Source organism: Streptomyces sp. NPDC048504 (genome assembly GCF_043200035.1).
Taxonomy (GTDB): domain Bacteria; phylum Actinomycetota; class Actinomycetes; order Streptomycetales; family Streptomycetaceae; genus Streptomyces.
Map to the genome: position 1 here is coordinate 75,288 of NZ_JBICXA010000007.1, position 18,170 is coordinate 93,457.

Consider the following 18,170-nt stretch of genomic DNA (forward strand, 5'->3'; position numbering starts at 1 on the left):
GCTGGCGTGATGTTAGCCACATTGTCGAGCCGGAGTCAGTACCCCTGACGAGACCTCTCCGTGACCTGCACACGGAATGGCCGGGAAACGACGGGGCCCCGCCCGCCGGAGACCGGCGTACGGGGCCCTTCGACGACGGGTAAACCGCCGGTCAGGATGGTTCAGCGGGTAGCGCGGTTGACGGCGGAGACGACGGCCTTCAGGGACGCACGTGTCGTATTCGCGTCAATGCCGATTCCCCACAGGATCTTGTCGTCGATCGCGCACTCGATGTACGACGCGGCCTGCGCGGAGGCTCCCTCGCTCATCGTGTGCTCCTGGTAGTCCAGGAGCCGTACGTCGATGCCGACGGACTGCAGGGCGTCGAAGAACGCGGAGATCGGGCCGTTGCCGGAACCGGTCAGGACGGTGTCGACGCCTTCGACGGTGGCCTCCACCTTGAGCGTGTCCACGCCGTCGGTGTCGGTGGTCGACTGGCCGTTCTTCACCTGGATACGGCCCCAGGCGTTGTCCGGGTTCGGCAGGTACTCGTCCTCGAAGGTCGCCCAGATCTGCTTCGGGGTGACCTCGCCGCCCTCGGCGTCCGTCTTGGCCTGAATGAGCTTGGAGAACTCGATCTGCATCCGGCGCGGCAGGTCCAGCTTGTGGTCGTTCTTCAGGACATAGGCGATACCGCCCTTGCCCGACTGCGAGTTGACCCGGATGACGGCCTCGTAGGACCGGCCCACGTCCTTCGGGTCGATCGGCAGGTACGGGACCGCCCACTCGATGTCGTCGACGGTGACGCCCTTGGCCTTCGCGTCGGCCTCCATCGCGTCGAAGCCCTTCTTGATGGCGTCCTGGTGGGAGCCGGAGAAGGACGTGTAGACCAGGTCGCCCACGTACGGGTGGCGCGGGTGGACCTCCATCTGGTTGCAGTACTCCCACGTACGACGGATCTCGTCGATGTCGGAGAAGTCGATCTGCGGGTCGACGCCCTGCGAGAACAGGTTCATGCCCAGGGTGACCAGGTCGACGTTGCCGGTGCGCTCGCCCTGGCCGAACAGACAGCCCTCGACGCGGTCGGCGCCGGCCATCAGCGCCAGCTCGGCGGCGGCGACGGCCGTACCGCGGTCGTTGTGCGGGTGGATCGACAGCACGACGTGCTCGCGGCGGGACAGGTGGCGGCCCATCCACTCGAAGCGGTCGGCGTGCGTGGACGGGGTCGAACGCTCAACGGTGGCAGGCAGGTTGAGGATGATCTCGCGGCCCGGGCCGGGCTGCCAGACGTCCATGACCGCCTCGCAGACCTCCAGCGCGAAGTCCAGCTCGGTGTCCGTGAAGATCTCCGGCGAGTACTGGTACCCGAACTCGGTCTCGGGGCCCAGCAGCTTCTCGGCGTACTCCATCACCAGGCGGGTGCCGTCGACGGCGATCTGCTTGATGTCGTCCTTGGAGCCGCGGAAGACCACGCGGCGGAAGACGGGCGCGGTCGCGTTGTAGAGGTGCAGCGTGGCGCGCTTGGCGCCCTTCAGGGACTCCACGGTCCGCTCGATCAGGTCCTCGCGGGCCTGCGTCAGCACGGAGATCGTGACGTCGTCCGGGATCGCGCCCTCTTCCTCGACGATCGAGCGCACGAAGTCGAAGTCGGTCTGCCCCGAGGCCGGGAAGCCGACCTCGATCTCCTTGTAGCCCATCTTGACCAGCAGGTCGAACATCGCGCGCTTGCGCGCCGGTGACATGGGGTCGATCAGGGCCTGGTTCCCGTCACGCAGGTCCGTGGAGAGCCAGCGGGGGGCTACGGTGATCCGCTGCTGGGGCCAGGTGCGGTCGGGGATGTCGACCTGCTCGTACTGGCCGTACTTGTGGATCGGCATGGAACTGGGCTGCTGGCGATTGGCGCGGCTGGTTGCCATGATGCGGGGGCTCCTCGTGGTGTCCTGAAGGACGGCCGACGGCGCAACGCCAGACTCCGCGGGGAGGGGGTCGGCCTACGACTACAGGCCCTCGCCGCGGCAGCTAAGGAGAAGCAGCCCGATACGCATGATGCGAAGCATGCTAGCCGAGCCACCGTGGACACGCGGCCCCGTATCAACATGCGGGACTACAACCCCCCAGGGGCGCGGGGAACTGCGCGCCAAGCCACACTCGGCCGTCGCCCGATAACACAGAGCGACCATCCCTGAGTGGAGCATCCTCACATTTCACCAATCAAGGTCGCGCGTAGTGACATGTCGCTAACGGAGTGCCATCGTGCCGGGCATGACGACTCACGGGGGCTTCGAGCCCGTCTTCTGCACGATCGTCCCGCCGCATGTCCTCGACAGGCTCGCCCAGCACGAGGACCCCGCGCTCGCCGGTCCCGCCCGCGAGACCCTGGAGCGCGACGCCTACGAGCGCACCCACCGCCGGCTGACCACGGTCATCGGCGCCCCGACCCTCGCCGCGCCGGCCGTGACCGACAAGCCGCAGCGGACGATCTACGACGCGAAGCACAAGCAGGACCTGCCGGGGAAGAAGGTGCGCGCCGAGGGCTCCGACCCCGGCAAGGACGCCACCGTCAACCGCGCCTTCGCCGGGCTCGGCGCCACCTTCGAGCTGTACCTCAACGCCTTCAACCGCCACTCCATCGACGGCCAGGGCCTGCCGCTCAACGCGTCCGTCCACTACGACGTGAAGTACGACAACGCGTTCTGGAACGGCGAGCAGATGGTGTTCGGCGACGGCGACGGCGAGCTGTTCCTCGACTTCACCATCCCGGTCGACGTCATCGGCCACGAACTCACCCACGGCGTCACGCAGTACACCGCGAACCTGACCTACTTCGGCCAGTCCGGCGCCCTGAACGAGTCGATCTCCGACGTCTTCGGCTCGCTCATCAAGCAGTACACGCTCGGCCAGACCGCCGCCGACGCCGACTGGCTGATCGGCGCGGGCCTCCTCGCCCCGCGCGTCTCCGGCGTCGCCCTGCGCTCCATGAAGGCCCCGGGCACGGCCTACGACGACGACGCCCTCGGCAAGGACCCGCAGCCCGCGACGATGGACGACTTCGTCAAGACCGGCAGCGACAACGGCGGCGTGCACATCAACTCCGGCATCCCCAACCACGCCTTCTACCTGGTCGCCGACGCGATCGGCGGGCACGCCTGGGAGAAGGCGGGCCAGATCTGGTACGACGTCCTGACCGGCGGCGAGCTGAAGAAGGACGCCCTGTTCGCGGACTTCGCGAAGCTCACCGTGGCCGCCGCGAAGACGCGGTTCGGGGACGGCGGCGAGGAGTTGCGGGCCGTGACGAAGGCGTGGGAACAGGTCGGGGTGCCGACCTCGTAGTCGCGCGGCACCCGTATCCGTACTAGACAGGACTCATGCGTATTCAGGTACGGCGCACGGGTGGGTTCGGTGGCATCGAGCGCCGCGGCGAGGTCGACACCTCGGCGCGGCCCGACGCCCATGAGTGGCACGCGCTGGCCGAGCGGGTGGTCGCCGACGGCCGGCGCACGCCGAAGTCCGGTGTCCCGGACGGCTTCCACTACGAGATCACGGTGGACGGGAAGACCGTGTACACGGCGGACCCCAGTCTTACGGAGGAGCAACGGACGCTGATCCAGAGGGTGTTGAAGGAAGGTGCGTAACTGCTTGTTCACGCCCGCCCGTTGACACCCGTTACCGCCGGTACCGATGATCCGGCGCATGGCGATTGATGCAGGCAACCCGATACCTCGGTTCCCGGCCGACTTCCTCTGGGGCGTCTCGACCTCGGCCCACCAGATCGAGGGCGCGGCGGACGAGCGCGAACGGTCCGTCTGGGACACGTTCGAGGCCGAGCCGGGCCGGATCAAGGACGGCTCGACGGCGGCGGTGGCCTGCGACCACTACCACCGCCACCGCGAGGACGTGACCCTCCTGGCCGACCTGGGCGTGGACGCGTACCGCTTCTCCATCTCCTGGCCGCGGGTGAACTCCCCCGGCGGCCTCGACTTCTACGACCGCCTCGTCGACGACCTGTGCGCGGCGGGCGTACGCCCGGTCCCGACGCTGTTCCACTGGGATCTCCCGGTGACGCAGGACTGGCTGCGGAGGGACACGGCGTCACACTTCGCCGAGTACGTGTCGGTGGTCGCCGACCGCCTGGGCGACCGGGTGAAGAAGTGGATCACCCTCAACGAGCCTGCGGAACATACCCTGTTGGGCCACGCGCTGGGCGCCCACGCCCCCGGCAAGGCACTCCTCTTCGACGCGCTCCCGGTGGCCCACCACCAACTCCTGGCCCACGGCCTGGCGGTACGGGCGCTGCGCGCGGCCGGTGCCACCGACATCGGAATCGCCAACTCCCACGGCCCCACTTGGCCGGCGTCGCAGGAGCCGGAGGACATCGAGGCGGCGAACTTCTACGACCTCCTCCTGAACCGCCTGTTCGCCGACCCCCTGCTGCTCGGCGAATACCCGTCCGGGCTGGGCGAGTTGATGCCGGGCGACGTCGAGTCCGACCTGAAGGTGATCGCCGAGCCGATCGACTGGTACGGCATCAACTACTACGCGCCGAGCAGGGTCGGGGCGCCCCAGGGCGCGGAGATCGAGTTCGGCGGCCTGACTCTCCCGGCCGAACTCCCCTTCTCGGTAAGGGAGATCGAGAACGTCCCGGTGACGGACTTCGGCTGGCCGGTGGTCCCCGAGGGCCTCACGGAACTCCTCACCACCTTCCGCGACCGCTACGGCGACCGCCTCCCGCCCGTCGTCATCACCGAGAACGGCTGCTCCTACGACGGCGTCGACGACCAGGACCGGATCACCTACCTCGACGGCCATGTCCGGGCGCTGCACGGGGCGTTGGAGGCGGGCGTGGACGTCCGCGGGTACTTCGTGTGGTCGCTGCTGGACAACTTCGAGTGGGCGGAGGGCTACGAGCGCCGCTTCGGCCTCGTACACGTGGACTACGAGACACAGGCGCGCACTCCGAAGGCGTCGTACGGCTGGTTCCAGGGCATGCTGCGGGCCCAGAGATGACGACGACGGGGAGTTCGGTGGACGACGGCAACCCGGCTCCCGTCACGGCCACTTCGGCGCTCGCCCTGGCCGAACCCGTCGAACGCGTGGGCCGGGGCTGGACGTCCGCGCTGTCGCTCGCCAACGGGGCGATCTGGGTGGGCTGGTACGGCCCGCTGCAGATCCTGCTGGCGTCGCAGGCCAAGGACTTCGCGCCAGGCACCGGCATGTCCAAGGAGACGATGCTGGCGTGGGTGACGGGCGCGGGCGCGCTGGTGTCACTGGTCGCCAATCCGCTCTTCGGCGCGCTGTCCGACCGTACGACGGCGCGGTGGGGCCGCCGTACGCCGTGGATCGTGGGCGGGGCCGCGGGCGGGGCACTGTCGTTGCTGCTGCTCGCGGGTGCCGGCGGGGTATGGACGATGGCGGCCGGCTGGTGCCTGGTCCAGCTCACCCTGAACGCGGCCTTCGCGGCGGTCACGGCGGCCGTGCCCGACCGGGTGCCGCGACTCCAACGGGGTTCTGTAGGCGGCTGGTTGGGCGCCGCGCAGATCCTGGGCGTGGTCGGCGGTACGGGTCTGGCGACGGCGGCCGGGGGCATCGGGGCGGGCTATGTGGCGTGCGCGGTGTTCACGGCGGTGGGCGTGCTGCCGTACGTGCTCCGCCACAAGGACCTCCAGCTCCCGCCGGAGACCCGCCCGCCGTGGTCCTGGCAGGGCTTCCTGCGGGGCTTCTGGCTGAGCCCGCGCCGCTATCCCGACCTGGGCTGGGCCTGGTTGACCCGCTTCCTGATCAACCTGAGCAACGCGCTGGTGCTGCTGTACCTCCTGTACTACCTGCGCGACCGCCTGCACTACCACGACCCCGACCAGGGCGTCCTGATCCTCACGGCGGTGAACGGTCTGACGCTGCTGGCCACGGTGGTGGTGGGCGGGGTGTGGTCGGACCGGGTCGGCCGCCGCAAGCCGTTCGTGATCTGGTCCGGTGTGCTGATGGCGGTGGCGACGGCGGTCCTCGCGGGCTGGCAGACGTGGCCGGGCGCGGTCGTCGCGGCGGCGGTCCTGGGCATCGGCTTCGGCGTCTTCACGTCGGTGGACTTCGCCCTGATGACGGATGTCCTCCCGAAGGCCCTGGACCGCGGCAAGGACCTCGGCGTGATCAATGTGGCGAACGCGCTGCCCCAGGTCGCGGCGCCCGCCCTCGCCGCGCCGATCGTGACGTATCTGGGCGGGTACCGGGTGCTGTATCTGGTGTCCGCGGTGATCGGGATGGCGGGGGCGTTGCTGGTGCGGCGGATCCGCGGGGTGGACTGAGGCGGGTCAGAGAACGCCCGCGTCCCGCGCCGACCACGCCGTCGGGAACAGCGGGCGGTAGCCCAGCTCGCGGCGGATGCGTTCCGTGGACATGATGCCCAACCACGGGTCGGGGTCGGTGCGTTCGTGGAGTTCGGCGGGGATCTCGACGCCGTTGAGCAGGTGGAGTTCGACCGCGGTGACGGGGGCGTCGTCGGCGATGTTGTAGATCCGGCCTGCGATCCCCGGGGCGTGCAGGACGCGGAGGAGGCCCTGGGCGACGTCCGCGTGGTGGCCCATGTGGAGGCGTTGGTTCGAGGCCCAATGTGCCGCCCACTGGAGGGAGTTGGCGAGGTGGGGGTCTCCCTCGCCGTAGACGAAGGGGAGTCGGGCGACGCGGACGTCCATGCCGTCCAGGGCGAGCAACTCCCGTTCCGCCGTCGCCTTAGCGTCGGGGTAGGCGCCCCACATATGGCCGCCGGGGCGGCTCTCGTCCTCCTCGGTCATGGGGCGGCCCCGCCCGGTGCCGTACACGAGCCCCGTGCTGACCTGGACGAAGCGCCGTACTCCGGAGGCGAGTGCCGCGTGCCCCAGGGCGACCGCCGCCGCGTGGTTGACGGCCCAGGCCTCCTCGTCCGGTACGCCGCGGAAGGACGCGGCGACGTTCACGACCGCGTCCACGGCGGCGACCGCCTTGCCGAGGGCGTCCTCGTCCCGCAGATCGCCGAGTACGACCTCCGCGCCCAGGTCCGCGAATCGCTCGCCGCGGGCCTCGTCCCGCACCAGCACGCGCACCCGCTCCCCCGGCCTGGACTGCGCCAGCAGCCTCGGTACGAAGCGGCGTCCGACCTGGCCCGTCGAGCCTGTCACCAGTGTCAACATGTTGTGCTCCTCTCGTCTCCGACCAGCTTTGGGCAGGCGGGCCGGTGCCGGGAGAGACCTTCCGGTCGGGGGATCGGCAGTCCCTGGATAAGCCGGGTGGAGTGCCGCACCCTGGAAGCGTGAACCGAGCCGAACTCGCCGACTTCCTGCGCCGCGGCCGGGCCCGCCTGGACCCCGCCGACGTGGGCCTCACGGCCGGCCCCCGCCGCCGTACACCGGGCCTGCGCCGCGAGGAGGTGGCCCAACTGACCGGTATGTCCGTGGACTACTACACACGCCTGGAACAGGCCCGCGGCCCGCACCCGTCCCGCCAGATGCTGACGGCGCTGGCCCGCGCTCTACGCCTCACGGAAGACGAGCGCGACCACCTGTTCCACCTGACCGGCGAGGAGCCGCCGCGCCGGGGAGGCGGGTCCTCCCACCTGCGGCCGGGGCTTCTCCTGGTCCTGGACCGGCTGCACGACACCCCGGCGCACGTGTCGAGCGACTGCGGCGAGATGATCGCGCAGAACGCGATGTCGAGGGCGCTGACCGGCGACGTGTTCGCCCGCCCGCCCCAGGACCGCAACCTGCTCCGCCGTTTCTTCCTGGACCCGACGGCACGGGAGATGTTCCCCCCGGAGGACATCCCGGACCACGCGCGCTCCCACGTGGCGAACCTGCGCGCGGTGGCCGCGGCCCGCCCCGACGACCCCGAGCCGGCCGCGCTGGTGGCCGAACTCCGGTCGTCCAGCAAGGAGTTCGCGCGCCTGTGGGAGGAACACGAGGTGGCGGTACGCCGTCAGTCCACGAAGCGCTTCCGCCACCCGCTGGTCGGCCTTCTGGAGCTGGACTGCGAGATCCTCCTGAACCAGGACGCCCACCACCTCCTGATCATCCACACGGCCCGCCCCGGCACGGAGTCGCACGAACGGCTGCAACTCCTGCGCGTAATAGGCCTACAGGACATGACCCAAGATCCAGCCCGCAAAATCAGCCCCTCCGGCGTTTGAGGAGCGGGGGTCCGGGGGCTGGCCCCCGAATCGGGGTCGAAGGGGCAGAGCCCCTGGAGGATGGGACGGGTAGGGGCGGCGGGGGCGAGGAAAAAACCTCGGACCCCCAACTCCCCCTCTAGAAGCCGAGCTTCCTCAACTGCCGAGGATCCCGCTGCCAGTCCTTGGCCACCTTCACATGCAGGTCCAAGAAGACCGGCGTCCCCAGCAACGCCTCGATCTGCTTACGCGACTTGATACCGACCTGCTTCAGCCGCGCGCCCTTCGGCCCGATGATGATGCCCTTCTGACTGGGCCGCTCGATGTAGACAAAGGCGTGGATATCCAGGAGCGGCTTGTCCGCAGGCCGGTCCTCGCGAGGCAGCATCTCCTCGACCACGACGGCGATGGAGTGCGGCAGTTCATCCCGAACCCCCTCCAGCGCGGCCTCCCGGATCAACTCCGCGATCATGACCTGCTCGGGCTCGTCGGTGAGGTCACCCTCGGGGTAAAGGGCCGGCCCCTCCGGCAGCAGCGGAATGAGCAGATCGGCCAGCAGATCCACCTGCTGGTCCGCGACCGCCGACACCGGCACGATCTCGGCCCACTCGAACCCGAGCTCCTTGCCGAGCTGATCGATGGCAATCAGCTGCTCGGCAAGGGTCTTCGAGTCCACGAGGTCGGTCTTCGTGACGATCGCGATCTTCGGCGTCTTCTTGATGGACGCCAGTTCCTTCGCGATGAAACGGTCACCCGGGCCGAGCTTCTCGTTCGCCGGCAGGCAGAAACCGATGACGTCGACCTCGGCCCAGGTCGTACGCACGATGTCGTTCAGCCGCTGCCCGAGCAGCGTGCGCGGCTTGTGCAGCCCAGGCGTGTCCACCAGGATCAGCTGCGCGTCCGGCCGGTGGACGATGCCGCGCACCGTGTGCCGCGTGGTCTGCGGCTGGTTGGCGGTGATCGCCACCTTCTGGCCGACCAGAGCATTCGTAAGGGTGGACTTGCCCGCGTTGGGGCGGCCCACGAAGCAGGCGAAGCCGGCGCGGTGAGGGGCCTCGGACGGCTTGGATGACGGGGTACGAACGCTCATGGCGCCCATTGTCCCTGATCCACAAGCTCCCGCCGCACAACAGTCCACCCGAGCCCGGCACGGTGAGCTTTCGGAAACCCAGCCGCAACGAAACGTCACGGAAACACCCCCGTGCACAACCGGAAACCCGCACCGGTGACCCTCTGACGAGCCCCCACACCGTTGGAGACGACCGTGCCCCTCTCCGTCACCGAAGCCGCCGCACTCGCCGACGGGCGTATCGACACCGGCGACACCGCCTGGCTGCTCGCCGCCACCGCTCTCGTCCTGCTGATGACCCCGGGCCTGGCCCTCTTCTACGGCGGCATGGTCCGCACGAAGAGCGTCCTCAACATGCTCATGATGAGCTTCGTGTCGATCGCCCTGGTCACGGTGGTGTGGCTGGCGGCCGGTTATTCGCTCGCGTTCGGCGACGACGTCGGCGGCGGACTCATCGGCGGCCTGAAGCACGCGGGCATGTCCGGCCTCGGCCCGAACGCCGTCCACGGCACCGTCCCCACCCTCCTCTTCGCCACCTTCCAGCTCACCTTCGCGATCATCACGGCCGCGCTGATCAGCGGCGCGGTCGCGGACCGCGTGCGGTTCGGCGCGTGGCTGGTCTTCGTCCCCGTCTGGGCGCTGCTCGTATACGTTCCCGTCGCGCACTGGGTATGGGGCCCGGGCGGCTGGATCGCGACGCACCTCGGCGCCCTCGACTTCGCGGGCGGCCTCCCCGTCGAGATCACCTCGGGCGCCTCGGGTCTCGCCCTGTGCCTGGTGGTCGGCCCGCGCCTCGGCTTCAAGCACGAAGCCATGCGGCCGCACAACCTCCCCATGGTCATGCTGGGCGCGGGCCTGCTCTGGTTCGGCTGGTTCGGCTTCAACGCCGGTTCCGCGCTCGGCGCCAACGGCCTCGCCGCCGCGGCCTTCCTCAACACCCTCACCGCCGGCTGCACCGGCCTCCTCGGCTGGCTCTTCGTGGAGCAGAAGCGCGACGGCCACCCCACCACCCTGGGCGCGGCCTCCGGCGCGGTCGCCGGCCTGGTCGCGATCACCCCGTCCTGCGGCTCGGTCTCGCTGCTCGGCGCGCTGGTCGTCGGCCTGGCCGCCGGTGCCGTCTGCTCGTACGCGGTCGGCTGGAAGTTCAGGCTGAACTACGACGACTCCCTCGACGTCGTCGGCGTCCACCTGGTCGGCGGCATCATCGGCACCCTCCTGATCGGCGTCTTCGCCACCACGGAACTGACCGGGAAGACGGACGGCCTCCTCTACGGCGGCGGGCTCGCCCAGCTCGGCAGGCAGCTGGTGGCCGTGGTCGCCGTAGGGGCGTACGCGTTCCTCGTGACGTACGGCATCGGGAAGGTGCTCGACAAGGCGATGGGGCTGCGGGCGAGCGAGGAGGAGGAGCGGACCGGGCTTGACCTTACGGTGCACGCCGAGAGCGCATACGATCACGGCGTCCTGGGCCACGGAGCCCCGGTCGGCGCAACCCTCCCCTCCGCTCAGAAGGTCAGCACCCAGGCATGAAGCTCATCACCGCGATCGTCAAGCCGTACCGCCTCGACGAGGTCAAGACGGCGCTCCAGGAGCTCGGCGTGCACGGCCTGACCGTCACCGAGGCCAGCGGCTACGGCCGGCAGCGCGGCCACACCGAGGTGTACCGCGGCGCCGAGTACCGCGTCGACCTCGTCCCCAAGGTACGGATCGAGGTCGTCGTCGACGACGCGGACTCGGACGCCGTGATCGACGCGATCGTCAAGGCCGCGCGGACGGGGAAGATCGGGGACGGGAAGGTGTGGTCGGTCCCGGTCGAGACGGTGGTACGGGTTCGGACGGGCGAACGCGGCCCCGACGCGCTCTGACCGCCAGCGCTCCCCCGACGAACCCGACCGCGAGCAGCAGCGCCGCCGCGAGCCACGGCAGCGCGAAGAACGACGCGCTCGCCGACTGCCGCGTGCCCGGCGCGCTCGCGGTCAACGTGATGTCCCCCCAGTCGAGTTGGGGCGACCCCTTCCACGGCTCGCTCAGCTTCACGCTCTGCCCCGGCAGCAACTCGGCCGGAATCCTGGTCAGTCCGCGCGACAGCAGCGTACGACCGAACAACCCCTGCGCCTTCAACGTCACCTTCGGATCGAGGGTGACGTTCCCGGTGTTGTGCAGCGTGTAGGAGATCGTCGCGCCACTGCCCCCCAACCCCGGTACCAGCGGCTGGTGATGGGACACCTGCACGTGTTCCACGGCGAGTGCGGGCAGCGTCGGTCCGCTGACCCGGAGGTAGACACGGGCGCCGACGGCCCGCTGCACGCCGAGCGCGAGCGATCCGTCCCCCTTGTCGACGCGTTCGTCGAGGGCGACCAACGCGCCCGGGTGATCGCCCGGTTCGGCCCCTTCGGGCACGTGCAGCGCGAACGGCACGGTAACTGTCTTGTGGGCGGGCACAGTTACCCGGGACTTGGCGGGCTTCGCCCATGCACCCACGCCCCGCATCGTCTCCGTCACGGTCCGCACGGCGAACCCGCCGTCACGCGCCGTGTTGTAGGCATCGGCCGCGTACAGCCGGAAAGTCAGCGGCTTCGCCGTCTTGTTGGCGACGACCACCTTGTCCTGGATGGTCTGGCCGGGGTCGGCGGAGAGGTAGAAGTACGGCCGCGCGGTGACCTGCGAGGCGGCCGGGTAGACGGACCAACTGCCGTTGTCAGCCGCGTAGCTGGAGGGCGCGGCGAGCACTCCGAAACAGAGGCCGAGGCAGAGGCTCAGGAGGAGGACGTACAGCTTGCGCATGGGTGCGGACCCCCACGGACGAGGTGTGTGGCGGTCGGGCGGGTGCGGGCGCCCGGCCACCGGAGGTGAGGCGGACGGTCAGGTGAGCGTCAGCGTGAGCACGCCGGAGTACGAGCCCGGAGGCGTGAACGCCGGTACGTTCAGGGAGAGTCCGGCGTCGACGGTGAACTGGCCGCCGGTGACCGTACCGTCGGGCGTGGACGCGAGCGTCGCTCCCGAACTGCCCACCGTGCCCGCCGAACCGGCGGCACACGTGCTCGGGCTGCCCGCCTTGGTGGCGCAGGCGGGTGTCCAACTCAGCGCCCCGGCATCGATCTTGGCGCCGGGACCGGTGAAGTCGGTGACCTTGCCGGTCAGGGACCAGCCCGCGGGTCCGCCGCGGAAGTCCTGGACCGTCACCGTGTTCAGGGCGCCCGTGGAGGCACCGCCCTTGCCGAAGTCGACCGCGGACAGGCCCACGGCGTCCCCGGCCTGGGCCATCGACAGCGTGCCCGCCTTGACGGTGGTCGTCAGCTTCTGACTCCCCGGCGGAACGGGCGTGGTGTCGTTGACGACATAGGCGGCAGGACCGGCACCGAGGTCAGCACTCCACGCACTCCCCTCGTAAGCCACGACCCCGGTGGTCGTCTTGTCGTTGACGACGAGAGAACCGCTGATGGCACCGCCGGCACTGGCCGTGACGGTCGCCGTGTCCGCGGTCTGGGCGGTCCCGGACCGTCCGGCCAGGGTCACTGTGGCACCCGGGGTGAAGTTGCTGCCGGTCACGGTGACGCTGTCACCGGCGTTCCCGGAGGCCGAACCCAGGCTGATCGCACGGGTGTTGACCGGGGTGGTGGCGGTCGCGGTGACGGTCTCGGAGACCGGCGCCGGCGGGCTCGTCACCGTGCAGGGGGTGTCCAGCTCCAGGATGTAGCTGGTGTGGATGTTGTAGTCGCCGGGCGAGAGGGTGATCGCGCCCGGGGTGGTGACCGTGAAGGTGCCGGTCATGGAGAACGACGGGAAGGCGCCGTTGCCGGGCACCGGGTCGTTCTTCTTGGGCCCGGCCACCGTGACGCTGCCGGTCTGGGCACCGCCGAGGGTGACCTTCCCGGTGGGCGTCATGATGTCGGCCGGCAGGGCGATCGCGGTCGGGTTGCTGGCGGCCGGCTTGACCACCGTGTACGTCACGGTGACGGTGTCGCCGACCTTCGGCGCGGTGTTGTCGACCGTGATCGCGGCGGTCGTGGTGCCGTCGATCGGCGGGATGCCCGCGACCGCCGGCGGGATGCAGTGCGTGGCGAAGTCCACGTTCGTGGACGCACCGGCCGGACAGGCCAGTGCACCGCCCGCGGCGACCGCGAGCGCGGTCACCCCGAGCAACGACGCCCAACGGCGTCTTCGGAATGTCGTAGCCATGGCTGTGCCCCCTCCTGAGGACGGTGGGCGCAGCGGCTCCTCCGCGCCCACAGGGGGCATTGATGTGGGGATCGCGTGAGAAGTCAATGGACACGGTGAAATAAACTGATGGGCCGTCAGTTCTCGCCCAACAGCGGGAACCGACGGCCCAGTTGAGCCCGTGGGGGGATTCTCAGGCGACTTCTCAGTCGAACACGAACGGACCCGGTGACTGCGGTCCGGTGGCCGTGCACGTGACGGCGATCCCGAAGATCGTCATCTGCAGCGACCCGCCGTACGCCTCCAGGCTGTCACCGGAGGCCACGGTCCCGTCGAGCGGACCGACGGTGACGGCGTCGCCGGTCGCCATGGCCGGGTTCTTCGTACCGCTGAAGACGGTGGTGCCACCGCTCGCGTTCTCGAACGTGAAGGTGGAAGAGATGGAGTCCTGCGACAGGGCGAGCGGCGCCGTGATGGAGGAGGTGATGGTGACCGTGGCCGCGGTGCCGTCCTGCGTGGCGGTGAGCGTTGCCGCGCCTCCGCCGAAGATGCCGCAGTCCGCGGTGATCGTCGCCGTCTGGGGAGTGACGGCGAGCGCGCTGGGCGCGAACGCCAGCGAGGCGGCCGCGAGGACCCCCGTCACCAGTGCCGCACCCGTTCCGATTCGCTTGCTTCTCAGCTTGCCTTTCATGGGTCTGGTTCCCTTCCCGTGTCTGGGAATGCCATGTGGGGATGGACGGGAGAAACACCGCAGAGCCCCCTCCCGGACGCGGTGCGGTGCGCCACGAGAGCGAGAATCTGACGGTCCGTCGGAAACTACGGTTCCATTGATGCGCGGGGACGGGGGGAGAGCAAGGGCGAAATCCGGACGGGTTACTTCCGGACAGGGGGCTGTTGAAGCACCGGTCGACACGATCCAGCCCGTCCGGCGTTTGAGGACGAGGCCCCTTCAGGGCCGACCGGGGGTCTGGGGGCGGAGCCCCCAGCACCACCTCAGCCAGCAGCGACCGTCAGACGAACAACCCCGTCCGGCGAAGCCACGTGCACCGGCGTCTCTGGCCCACCAAGATCCCGTACGGCCGCCAGATCCTCCGCAGCCACGGACTCCGCCTCAGTAACAACCGCCGCCGCCTCCAACGACTTCGCCCCGGAAGCCACCGCCATGGCCACAGCCGTCCGCAACGCGCTCAGCCTCAGCGAGGAAAGGGCAACGGTCCCGGCGACGTAAGTCCGCCCCGTCTCATCCCGTACGGCCGCGCCCTCCGGCACACCATTACGGGCCCGAGCCGAACGGGCCAGGGTGACGATCTTGCGGTCCTCGGGATCAAACGCGCTGCTCTCGGTCATGACCAGAGCATACGAAGAAGTACCGGCGCTATCCGGCCACGGGGTACATCGCACCCCGCCGCCCCTCCGGAGAGGCCAGCCACTCCAGCTTCCCCACGGTGTTCGCCTCGTCCAACGGCGTGTGCAGCACGATCGTGAGATCGGGCCGCGCCGGCACCTTCAACGCCGTCGACTCGACACACAGCAACCCGACCAGCGGATGGTCCAGCTCCTTGCGGATCACCCCGGCGTCCTGGATGTCCCGCCGCGCCCACAACTCACCGAACTCCGGGCTCACGGAGGTCAGTTCGGCCAGCACGGCCTGCAACCCCTCGTCGTCGGGCCGGTCCGCGCACGCCGCCCGGAACTGCGCGACGACCGTGCGCGCGTTCCGCTCCCAGCTCTGCGAACGGGCCCGGTAGAGCGGGTCGGTGAAGAAGTCGACGAGGCAGTTCTGCGTGTTCTCGGGCCGCATGCCGAGCACCCAGCCCGCCGCGTCGTTGTACATCACGCAGTTGTAGTAGCGGTCCATGATGTGCGCCGGAAACGGCATCCACGCGTCGATGAGCCGCCGCATGCCCTCACATCCGTGATCGGCGGCAGGTTCGGCCGCGGGCGGATTCAGTCCGGCCAGCGCATACAGATGCCGCCGCTCGGCATTGCTCAGCCGCAGCACCCGGGCGACGGAGTCGAGGACCTGCGGCGACACGGAGATGTCCCGCCCCTGCTCCAGCCACTGGTACCAGGACGCGCCCACACCCGCGAGCACGGCGACCTCTTCCCGCCGCAGCCCCGGCGTACGGCGCCGCGCCCCACCGTCCGGGAGCCCCGCCTCGGCCGGGGAGACCCGGGCCCGGCGGCTCATCAGGAACTCGCGCAGTTCGCTCAGCCGACGGCTCTTCAGGGCATCCTCAGCCACGTACACATCCCCCTCGTGCTGCCTGGTGGTGCCACCACCAGCACAACTTCCGGCTCCCCACGCCTATTCCGACGGCCGGAAGCTCTTCCCATGGCGACCGACACGACCACTCCCACCATCCACGAACCACTCGGCACTCCGAAACTCTCGACGCGCGACAAGCTCGTCCTCTTCGTCCTCTGCGCGGCCCAGTTCATGGTCGCCCTGGACTTCTCCGTCCTCAACGTGGCCCTGCCCACCCTCGGCGCCGACCTCGGCATGAGCCAGTCCGCCCTCCAGTGGGCGGTCACCGCGTTCGCGCTCCCGTCCGGCGGCTTCCTGCTCCTGTTCGGCCGCATCGGCGACCTCTACGGCCGCCGCCGGCTGTTCCTCACCGGCCTGGCCCTGTTCGGCGCGGCCTCCCTGCTGGCGACCTTCGCCTGGGACCCGGCGTCCTTCCTGACGGGCCGGGCGCTGCAAGGCCTGGGCGCGGCAACGATCGTCCCCACCGGGATGAGCCTCCTCACCACCACCTTCCCCGAGGGCCCGGCCCGCGACCGCGCGCTCGGCATCTCCGGCACCCTGCTCTCGCTCGGCTACACGACCGGCATGGTGGCCGGCGGCGTGCTCACCGACACCCTCGGCTGGCGCTCGACGATGGCCCTGCTCACCGTGTTCGCGGTGATCGTCCTGTCCCTGGCCCCCGCCCTGCTCCCCGAGTCCCGCACCCCGGACCGCCCCCGCCTGGACGTCCCCGGCGCGATCACGGTCACCGGCGGGCTGCTGTCCCTGATCTACGCCCTGTCGACGGCGGCCAACCACGGCTTCGCCCGCACCGACGTGATCACGACACTTATCGCGGGCGTCCTGCTCCTCACGGCCTTCGCGTACATCGAGTCGCGCACGCCCCAACCCCTGGTCTCCCTCCCGATGCTGCGCCGCCGCACGGTGGCCTGGGGCAACCTGGGCGGCCTGGTCACCTTCTCGATGATGTCGACGGTGGTCTTCGTCCTGACCCTGTACCTCCAGGAGATCCTGCACCTGTCGTCCTTCGAGACGGGCCTGGTCTTCGGCGTCCAGGGCGTCCTGTCCGCGGTCGCCGGCACCTACGCCCCGAAGGTCATCGGCCGCATCGGCGCCCGCCGCACCCTGATCGCCTCGCTCACCGGCCAGGCGGCCTTCGTGTCCACTCTCCTGACCCTGAACACCCACACCTGGTCTGTCTGGGTGGCGACGGCCGCCGTCTCCCTGGCGAGCATGTGCCACCTGGGCGCGATCATCTCCTACGGCCTGACGGTCACCTCGGGCGTCCCCGACGAGGAACAGGGCCTGGCCACCGGCCTGGTCACCTCCACCCAGCAGGTCGGCATCACCGTCGGCATCCCGCTCCTGGGCGTCCTCGCCACCACTTCGGGCGACCTCATGTCGGGGGTCCACACAGTGGTCGGCATCGACGCGGCGATCGTGCTGGGGGCGGCGGTGCTGGTCGCCGTAGGGCTCGGCAGGAACCGGAGGGCCGACCCGGCCGCCGTATGAGATGTCAGTCCAGGATCTGGATGATCTCGGAGCGCGTGGCCGTGTGGACGACCCGGCCGCGCGCTCCGTTCACGAGCGGCAGATAGGGCGAGACATGACCGCACTCGACATCGGCGACCACCGGCACGCCCAACGGTCCGAGCGCGTCCATGACGGCCTCGTACTGGGTGAGCGTGGGGCTGTCGGGCGCGTGGGTCCGGCCGACGAGCACGGCGTTCGCCGCGTCGAAGAACCCGGCCAGTCGCATGCCGTGCAGGTTCCGGCAGATGGTGAACGCGTTGTCCTCGCAGGCCTCGACATACATGAGCAGCCCCTCGGGGGCCGCGCTCCGCGCGAAGGCGGCGACGTCCAGGTACGGCGTCCCGGCGAGATTGGCCAGCGTCTCGACGCAGCCGCCGATCAGCCGGCCCTCGATGTCGACGTCGCCGTCACCGTCGAGGCGGATCCAGCGCCCGGGGACGTCGAGGGTGAGGTCCCGGACCTCCGGGTGACCCGCGAAGTCGTCCCGGCCCGGGCTCCGATGACGGTCCGGCGGGGTCTGCGTGAACGGTTCGCCCTGCGGCGCCGCGACGATGTCGAGCCAGGACAGCAGCCCCTCGGGCGCCCGATAGGGCGTCTCCATAAGGGAGTTGCCGTGCACGGTCGCGGTCCCGGTGAGCAGGGTCAGGGGCGTCAACAGGGTCGAGATGTCCGAGTAGCCGACCACCCAGGTCGGTTCGGCGCGCCCGATCCGCTCGAAGTCGAGCAACGGCACCAGGTCGATCGCGGTCTCCCCGCCCCACGGGGGCACCACGGCCCGGATGCCGGGGTCGGTGAGCATGTCCGTCAGCTCGGCGGCCCGCTCACCGGCCGGGGCACTGACATGGCTCGTCCCCTCCATGCACCGGCCGACGACGACCTCGTACCCGCGCGCCTCGACAGCACGGATCGCGACGTCGAGGCGCTTGCGCAGCGCGTCCGGGACCCCGCTGGACGGAGACGTGACACCGACACGGTCGCCGGGGCGCAGAGGACGCGGATATCGCACAGCAGCAGCCATAGGCCGGATTCTGACACGCCTTCAACAGCCGCTCACCGGG

17 protein-coding genes are annotated in these 18,170 nt (G+C 70.0%); 8 read left to right on the forward strand and 9 right to left on the reverse strand.

Features of this window, described 5'->3' with window-relative positions; genetic code table 11:
* Window positions 1–161: 161 nt before the first annotated feature.
* Window positions 162–1,895: a 2-isopropylmalate synthase gene (gene leuA, locus ACGFY9_RS18730; protein ID WP_393755398.1), complete on the reverse strand. Its 1,734-nt coding sequence runs from the start codon at window positions 1,893–1,895 to the stop codon at window positions 162–164.
* 346 nt (window positions 1,896–2,241) lie between these two features.
* Between leuA and ACGFY9_RS18735 the strand changes: the two genes are divergently transcribed.
* From ACGFY9_RS18735 to ACGFY9_RS18750, 4 genes are read left to right on the forward strand one after another with little or no spacing between them, the layout of a single operon-like run.
* Complete coding sequence (locus ACGFY9_RS18735; protein WP_393755399.1) at window positions 2,242–3,309, forward strand: M4 family metallopeptidase; 1,068 nt, start codon at window positions 2,242–2,244, stop codon at window positions 3,307–3,309.
* Between the two features lie 35 nt (window positions 3,310–3,344).
* Entirely contained in the window at window positions 3,345–3,611 is a 267-nt protein-coding gene (locus tag ACGFY9_RS18740; RefSeq protein ID WP_019074114.1) for a protealysin inhibitor emfourin, read from the forward strand.
* 46 nt (window positions 3,612–3,657) lie between these two features.
* Window positions 3,658–4,983 carry a GH1 family beta-glucosidase gene (locus tag ACGFY9_RS18745; protein ID WP_393755401.1) on the forward strand — a complete coding sequence of 442 codons (1,326 nt, stop codon included), beginning with the start codon at window positions 3,658–3,660 and terminating at the stop codon, window positions 4,981–4,983.
* Window positions 4,980–6,275 carry an MFS transporter gene (locus tag ACGFY9_RS18750; protein ID WP_393755402.1) on the forward strand — a complete coding sequence of 432 codons (1,296 nt, stop codon included), beginning with the start codon at window positions 4,980–4,982 and terminating at the stop codon, window positions 6,273–6,275. The genes ACGFY9_RS18745 and ACGFY9_RS18750 overlap by 4 nt, the downstream gene beginning before the upstream one ends.
* A gap of 6 nt (window positions 6,276–6,281) precedes the next feature.
* Here ACGFY9_RS18750 and ACGFY9_RS18755 read toward each other — a convergent pair whose 3' ends face one another.
* Window positions 6,282–7,136, reverse strand: coding sequence for an NAD-dependent epimerase/dehydratase family protein (locus tag ACGFY9_RS18755; protein ID WP_393755404.1), 855 nt, complete (start codon window positions 7,134–7,136; stop codon window positions 6,282–6,284).
* Between the two features lie 119 nt (window positions 7,137–7,255).
* Here ACGFY9_RS18755 and ACGFY9_RS18760 point away from each other — a divergent pair, with 119 nt between their 5' ends.
* Window positions 7,256–8,128, forward strand: coding sequence for a helix-turn-helix transcriptional regulator (locus ACGFY9_RS18760; protein WP_393755405.1), 873 nt, complete (start codon window positions 7,256–7,258; stop codon window positions 8,126–8,128).
* A gap of 118 nt (window positions 8,129–8,246) precedes the next feature.
* Here ACGFY9_RS18760 and era read toward each other — a convergent pair whose 3' ends face one another.
* Complete coding sequence (gene era / locus ACGFY9_RS18765) at window positions 8,247–9,206, reverse strand: GTPase Era (protein WP_199811129.1); 960 nt, start codon at window positions 9,204–9,206, stop codon at window positions 8,247–8,249.
* Window positions 9,207–9,359: 153 nt separating this feature from the next.
* On the opposite strand from era, the gene ACGFY9_RS18770 reads away from it, so the two are divergent.
* Together ACGFY9_RS18770 and ACGFY9_RS18775 are read left to right on the forward strand one after the other, a co-directional pair.
* Window positions 9,360–10,703, forward strand: a complete 1,344-nt coding sequence (locus tag ACGFY9_RS18770) for an ammonium transporter (RefSeq protein WP_393755407.1) — start codon at window positions 9,360–9,362, stop codon at window positions 10,701–10,703.
* The gene (locus ACGFY9_RS18775) at window positions 10,700–11,038 is read left to right on the forward strand and encodes a P-II family nitrogen regulator (RefSeq protein WP_393755408.1); all 339 of its coding nucleotides are present in this window, start codon (window positions 10,700–10,702) and stop codon (window positions 11,036–11,038) included. The genes ACGFY9_RS18770 and ACGFY9_RS18775 overlap by 4 nt, the downstream gene beginning before the upstream one ends.
* Here ACGFY9_RS18775 and ACGFY9_RS18780 read toward each other — a convergent pair.
* The 5 genes from ACGFY9_RS18780 to ACGFY9_RS18800 form a co-directional block, all read right to left on the reverse strand.
* Window positions 10,932–11,957 (reverse strand): WxL protein peptidoglycan domain-containing protein, encoded by a 1,026-nt coding sequence (locus ACGFY9_RS18780; protein ID WP_393755410.1) that lies wholly within the window; start codon window positions 11,955–11,957, stop codon window positions 10,932–10,934. The two genes, ACGFY9_RS18775 and ACGFY9_RS18780, sit on opposite strands and share 107 nt — an antisense overlap.
* 78 nt (window positions 11,958–12,035) lie before the next feature.
* Window positions 12,036–13,352, reverse strand: a complete 1,317-nt coding sequence (locus ACGFY9_RS18785; protein ID WP_393755412.1) for a beta-xylosidase — start codon at window positions 13,350–13,352, stop codon at window positions 12,036–12,038.
* A 184-nt stretch (window positions 13,353–13,536) separates the two neighbouring features.
* Window positions 13,537–14,022: a hypothetical protein gene (locus ACGFY9_RS18790; RefSeq protein WP_033285965.1), complete on the reverse strand. Its 486-nt coding sequence runs from the start codon at window positions 14,020–14,022 to the stop codon at window positions 13,537–13,539.
* Window positions 14,023–14,324: 302 nt separating this feature from the next.
* Window positions 14,325–14,678 carry a cytidine deaminase gene (locus tag ACGFY9_RS18795; protein ID WP_393755414.1) on the reverse strand — a complete coding sequence of 118 codons (354 nt, stop codon included), beginning with the start codon at window positions 14,676–14,678 and terminating at the stop codon, window positions 14,325–14,327.
* 28 nt (window positions 14,679–14,706) lie between these two features.
* Entirely contained in the window at window positions 14,707–15,522 is an 816-nt protein-coding gene (locus tag ACGFY9_RS18800) for a helix-turn-helix transcriptional regulator (protein ID WP_393755948.1), read from the reverse strand.
* A 144-nt stretch (window positions 15,523–15,666) separates the two neighbouring features.
* On the opposite strand from ACGFY9_RS18800, the gene ACGFY9_RS18805 reads away from it, so the two are divergent.
* Entirely contained in the window at window positions 15,667–17,091 is a 1,425-nt protein-coding gene (locus tag ACGFY9_RS18805; protein WP_393755416.1) for an MFS transporter, read from the forward strand.
* Window positions 17,092–17,095: 4 nt separating this feature from the next.
* On the opposite strand, the gene ACGFY9_RS18810 is transcribed toward ACGFY9_RS18805, so the two are convergent.
* Entirely contained in the window at window positions 17,096–18,130 is a 1,035-nt protein-coding gene (locus ACGFY9_RS18810) for a S66 peptidase family protein (RefSeq protein ID WP_393755418.1), read from the reverse strand.
* Window positions 18,131–18,170: the final 40 nt, after the last annotated feature.

Excerpts from the sequence above, each read along its gene's own strand:
- ACGFY9_RS18740 (WP_019074114.1), top strand. The coding sequence starts at position 3,345 with ATGCGTATTCAGGTACGGCGCACGGGTGGGTTCGGTGGCATCGAGCGC.
- ACGFY9_RS18745 (WP_393755401.1), top strand. The coding sequence starts at position 3,658 with ATGATCCGGCGCATGGCGATTGATGCAGGCAACCCGATACCTCGGTTC.
- ACGFY9_RS18750 (WP_393755402.1), top strand. The coding sequence starts at position 4,980 with ATGACGACGACGGGGAGTTCGGTGGACGACGGCAACCCGGCTCCCGTC.
- ACGFY9_RS18780 (WP_393755410.1), bottom strand. The coding sequence starts at position 11,957 with ATGCGCAAGCTGTACGTCCTCCTCCTGAGCCTCTGCCTCGGCCTCTGT.
- ACGFY9_RS18805 (WP_393755416.1), top strand. The coding sequence starts at position 15,667 with ATGGCGACCGACACGACCACTCCCACCATCCACGAACCACTCGGCACT.
- ACGFY9_RS18735 (WP_393755399.1), top strand. The coding sequence starts at position 2,242 with ATGACGACTCACGGGGGCTTCGAGCCCGTCTTCTGCACGATCGTCCCG.
- ACGFY9_RS18795 (WP_393755414.1), bottom strand. The coding sequence starts at position 14,678 with ATGACCGAGAGCAGCGCGTTTGATCCCGAGGACCGCAAGATCGTCACC.
- ACGFY9_RS18800 (WP_393755948.1), bottom strand. The coding sequence starts at position 15,522 with ATGAGCCGCCGGGCCCGGGTCTCCCCGGCCGAGGCGGGGCTCCCGGAC.
- ACGFY9_RS18775 (WP_393755408.1), top strand. The coding sequence starts at position 10,700 with ATGAAGCTCATCACCGCGATCGTCAAGCCGTACCGCCTCGACGAGGTC.
- ACGFY9_RS18790 (WP_033285965.1), bottom strand. The coding sequence starts at position 14,022 with ATGAAAGGCAAGCTGAGAAGCAAGCGAATCGGAACGGGTGCGGCACTG.
- leuA (WP_393755398.1), bottom strand. The coding sequence starts at position 1,895 with ATGGCAACCAGCCGCGCCAATCGCCAGCAGCCCAGTTCCATGCCGATC.
- ACGFY9_RS18755 (WP_393755404.1), bottom strand. The coding sequence starts at position 7,136 with ATGTTGACACTGGTGACAGGCTCGACGGGCCAGGTCGGACGCCGCTTC.
- ACGFY9_RS18785 (WP_393755412.1), bottom strand. The coding sequence starts at position 13,352 with ATGGCTACGACATTCCGAAGACGCCGTTGGGCGTCGTTGCTCGGGGTG.
- ACGFY9_RS18810 (WP_393755418.1), bottom strand. The coding sequence starts at position 18,130 with ATGGCTGCTGCTGTGCGATATCCGCGTCCTCTGCGCCCCGGCGACCGT.
- era (WP_199811129.1), bottom strand. The coding sequence starts at position 9,206 with ATGGGCGCCATGAGCGTTCGTACCCCGTCATCCAAGCCGTCCGAGGCC.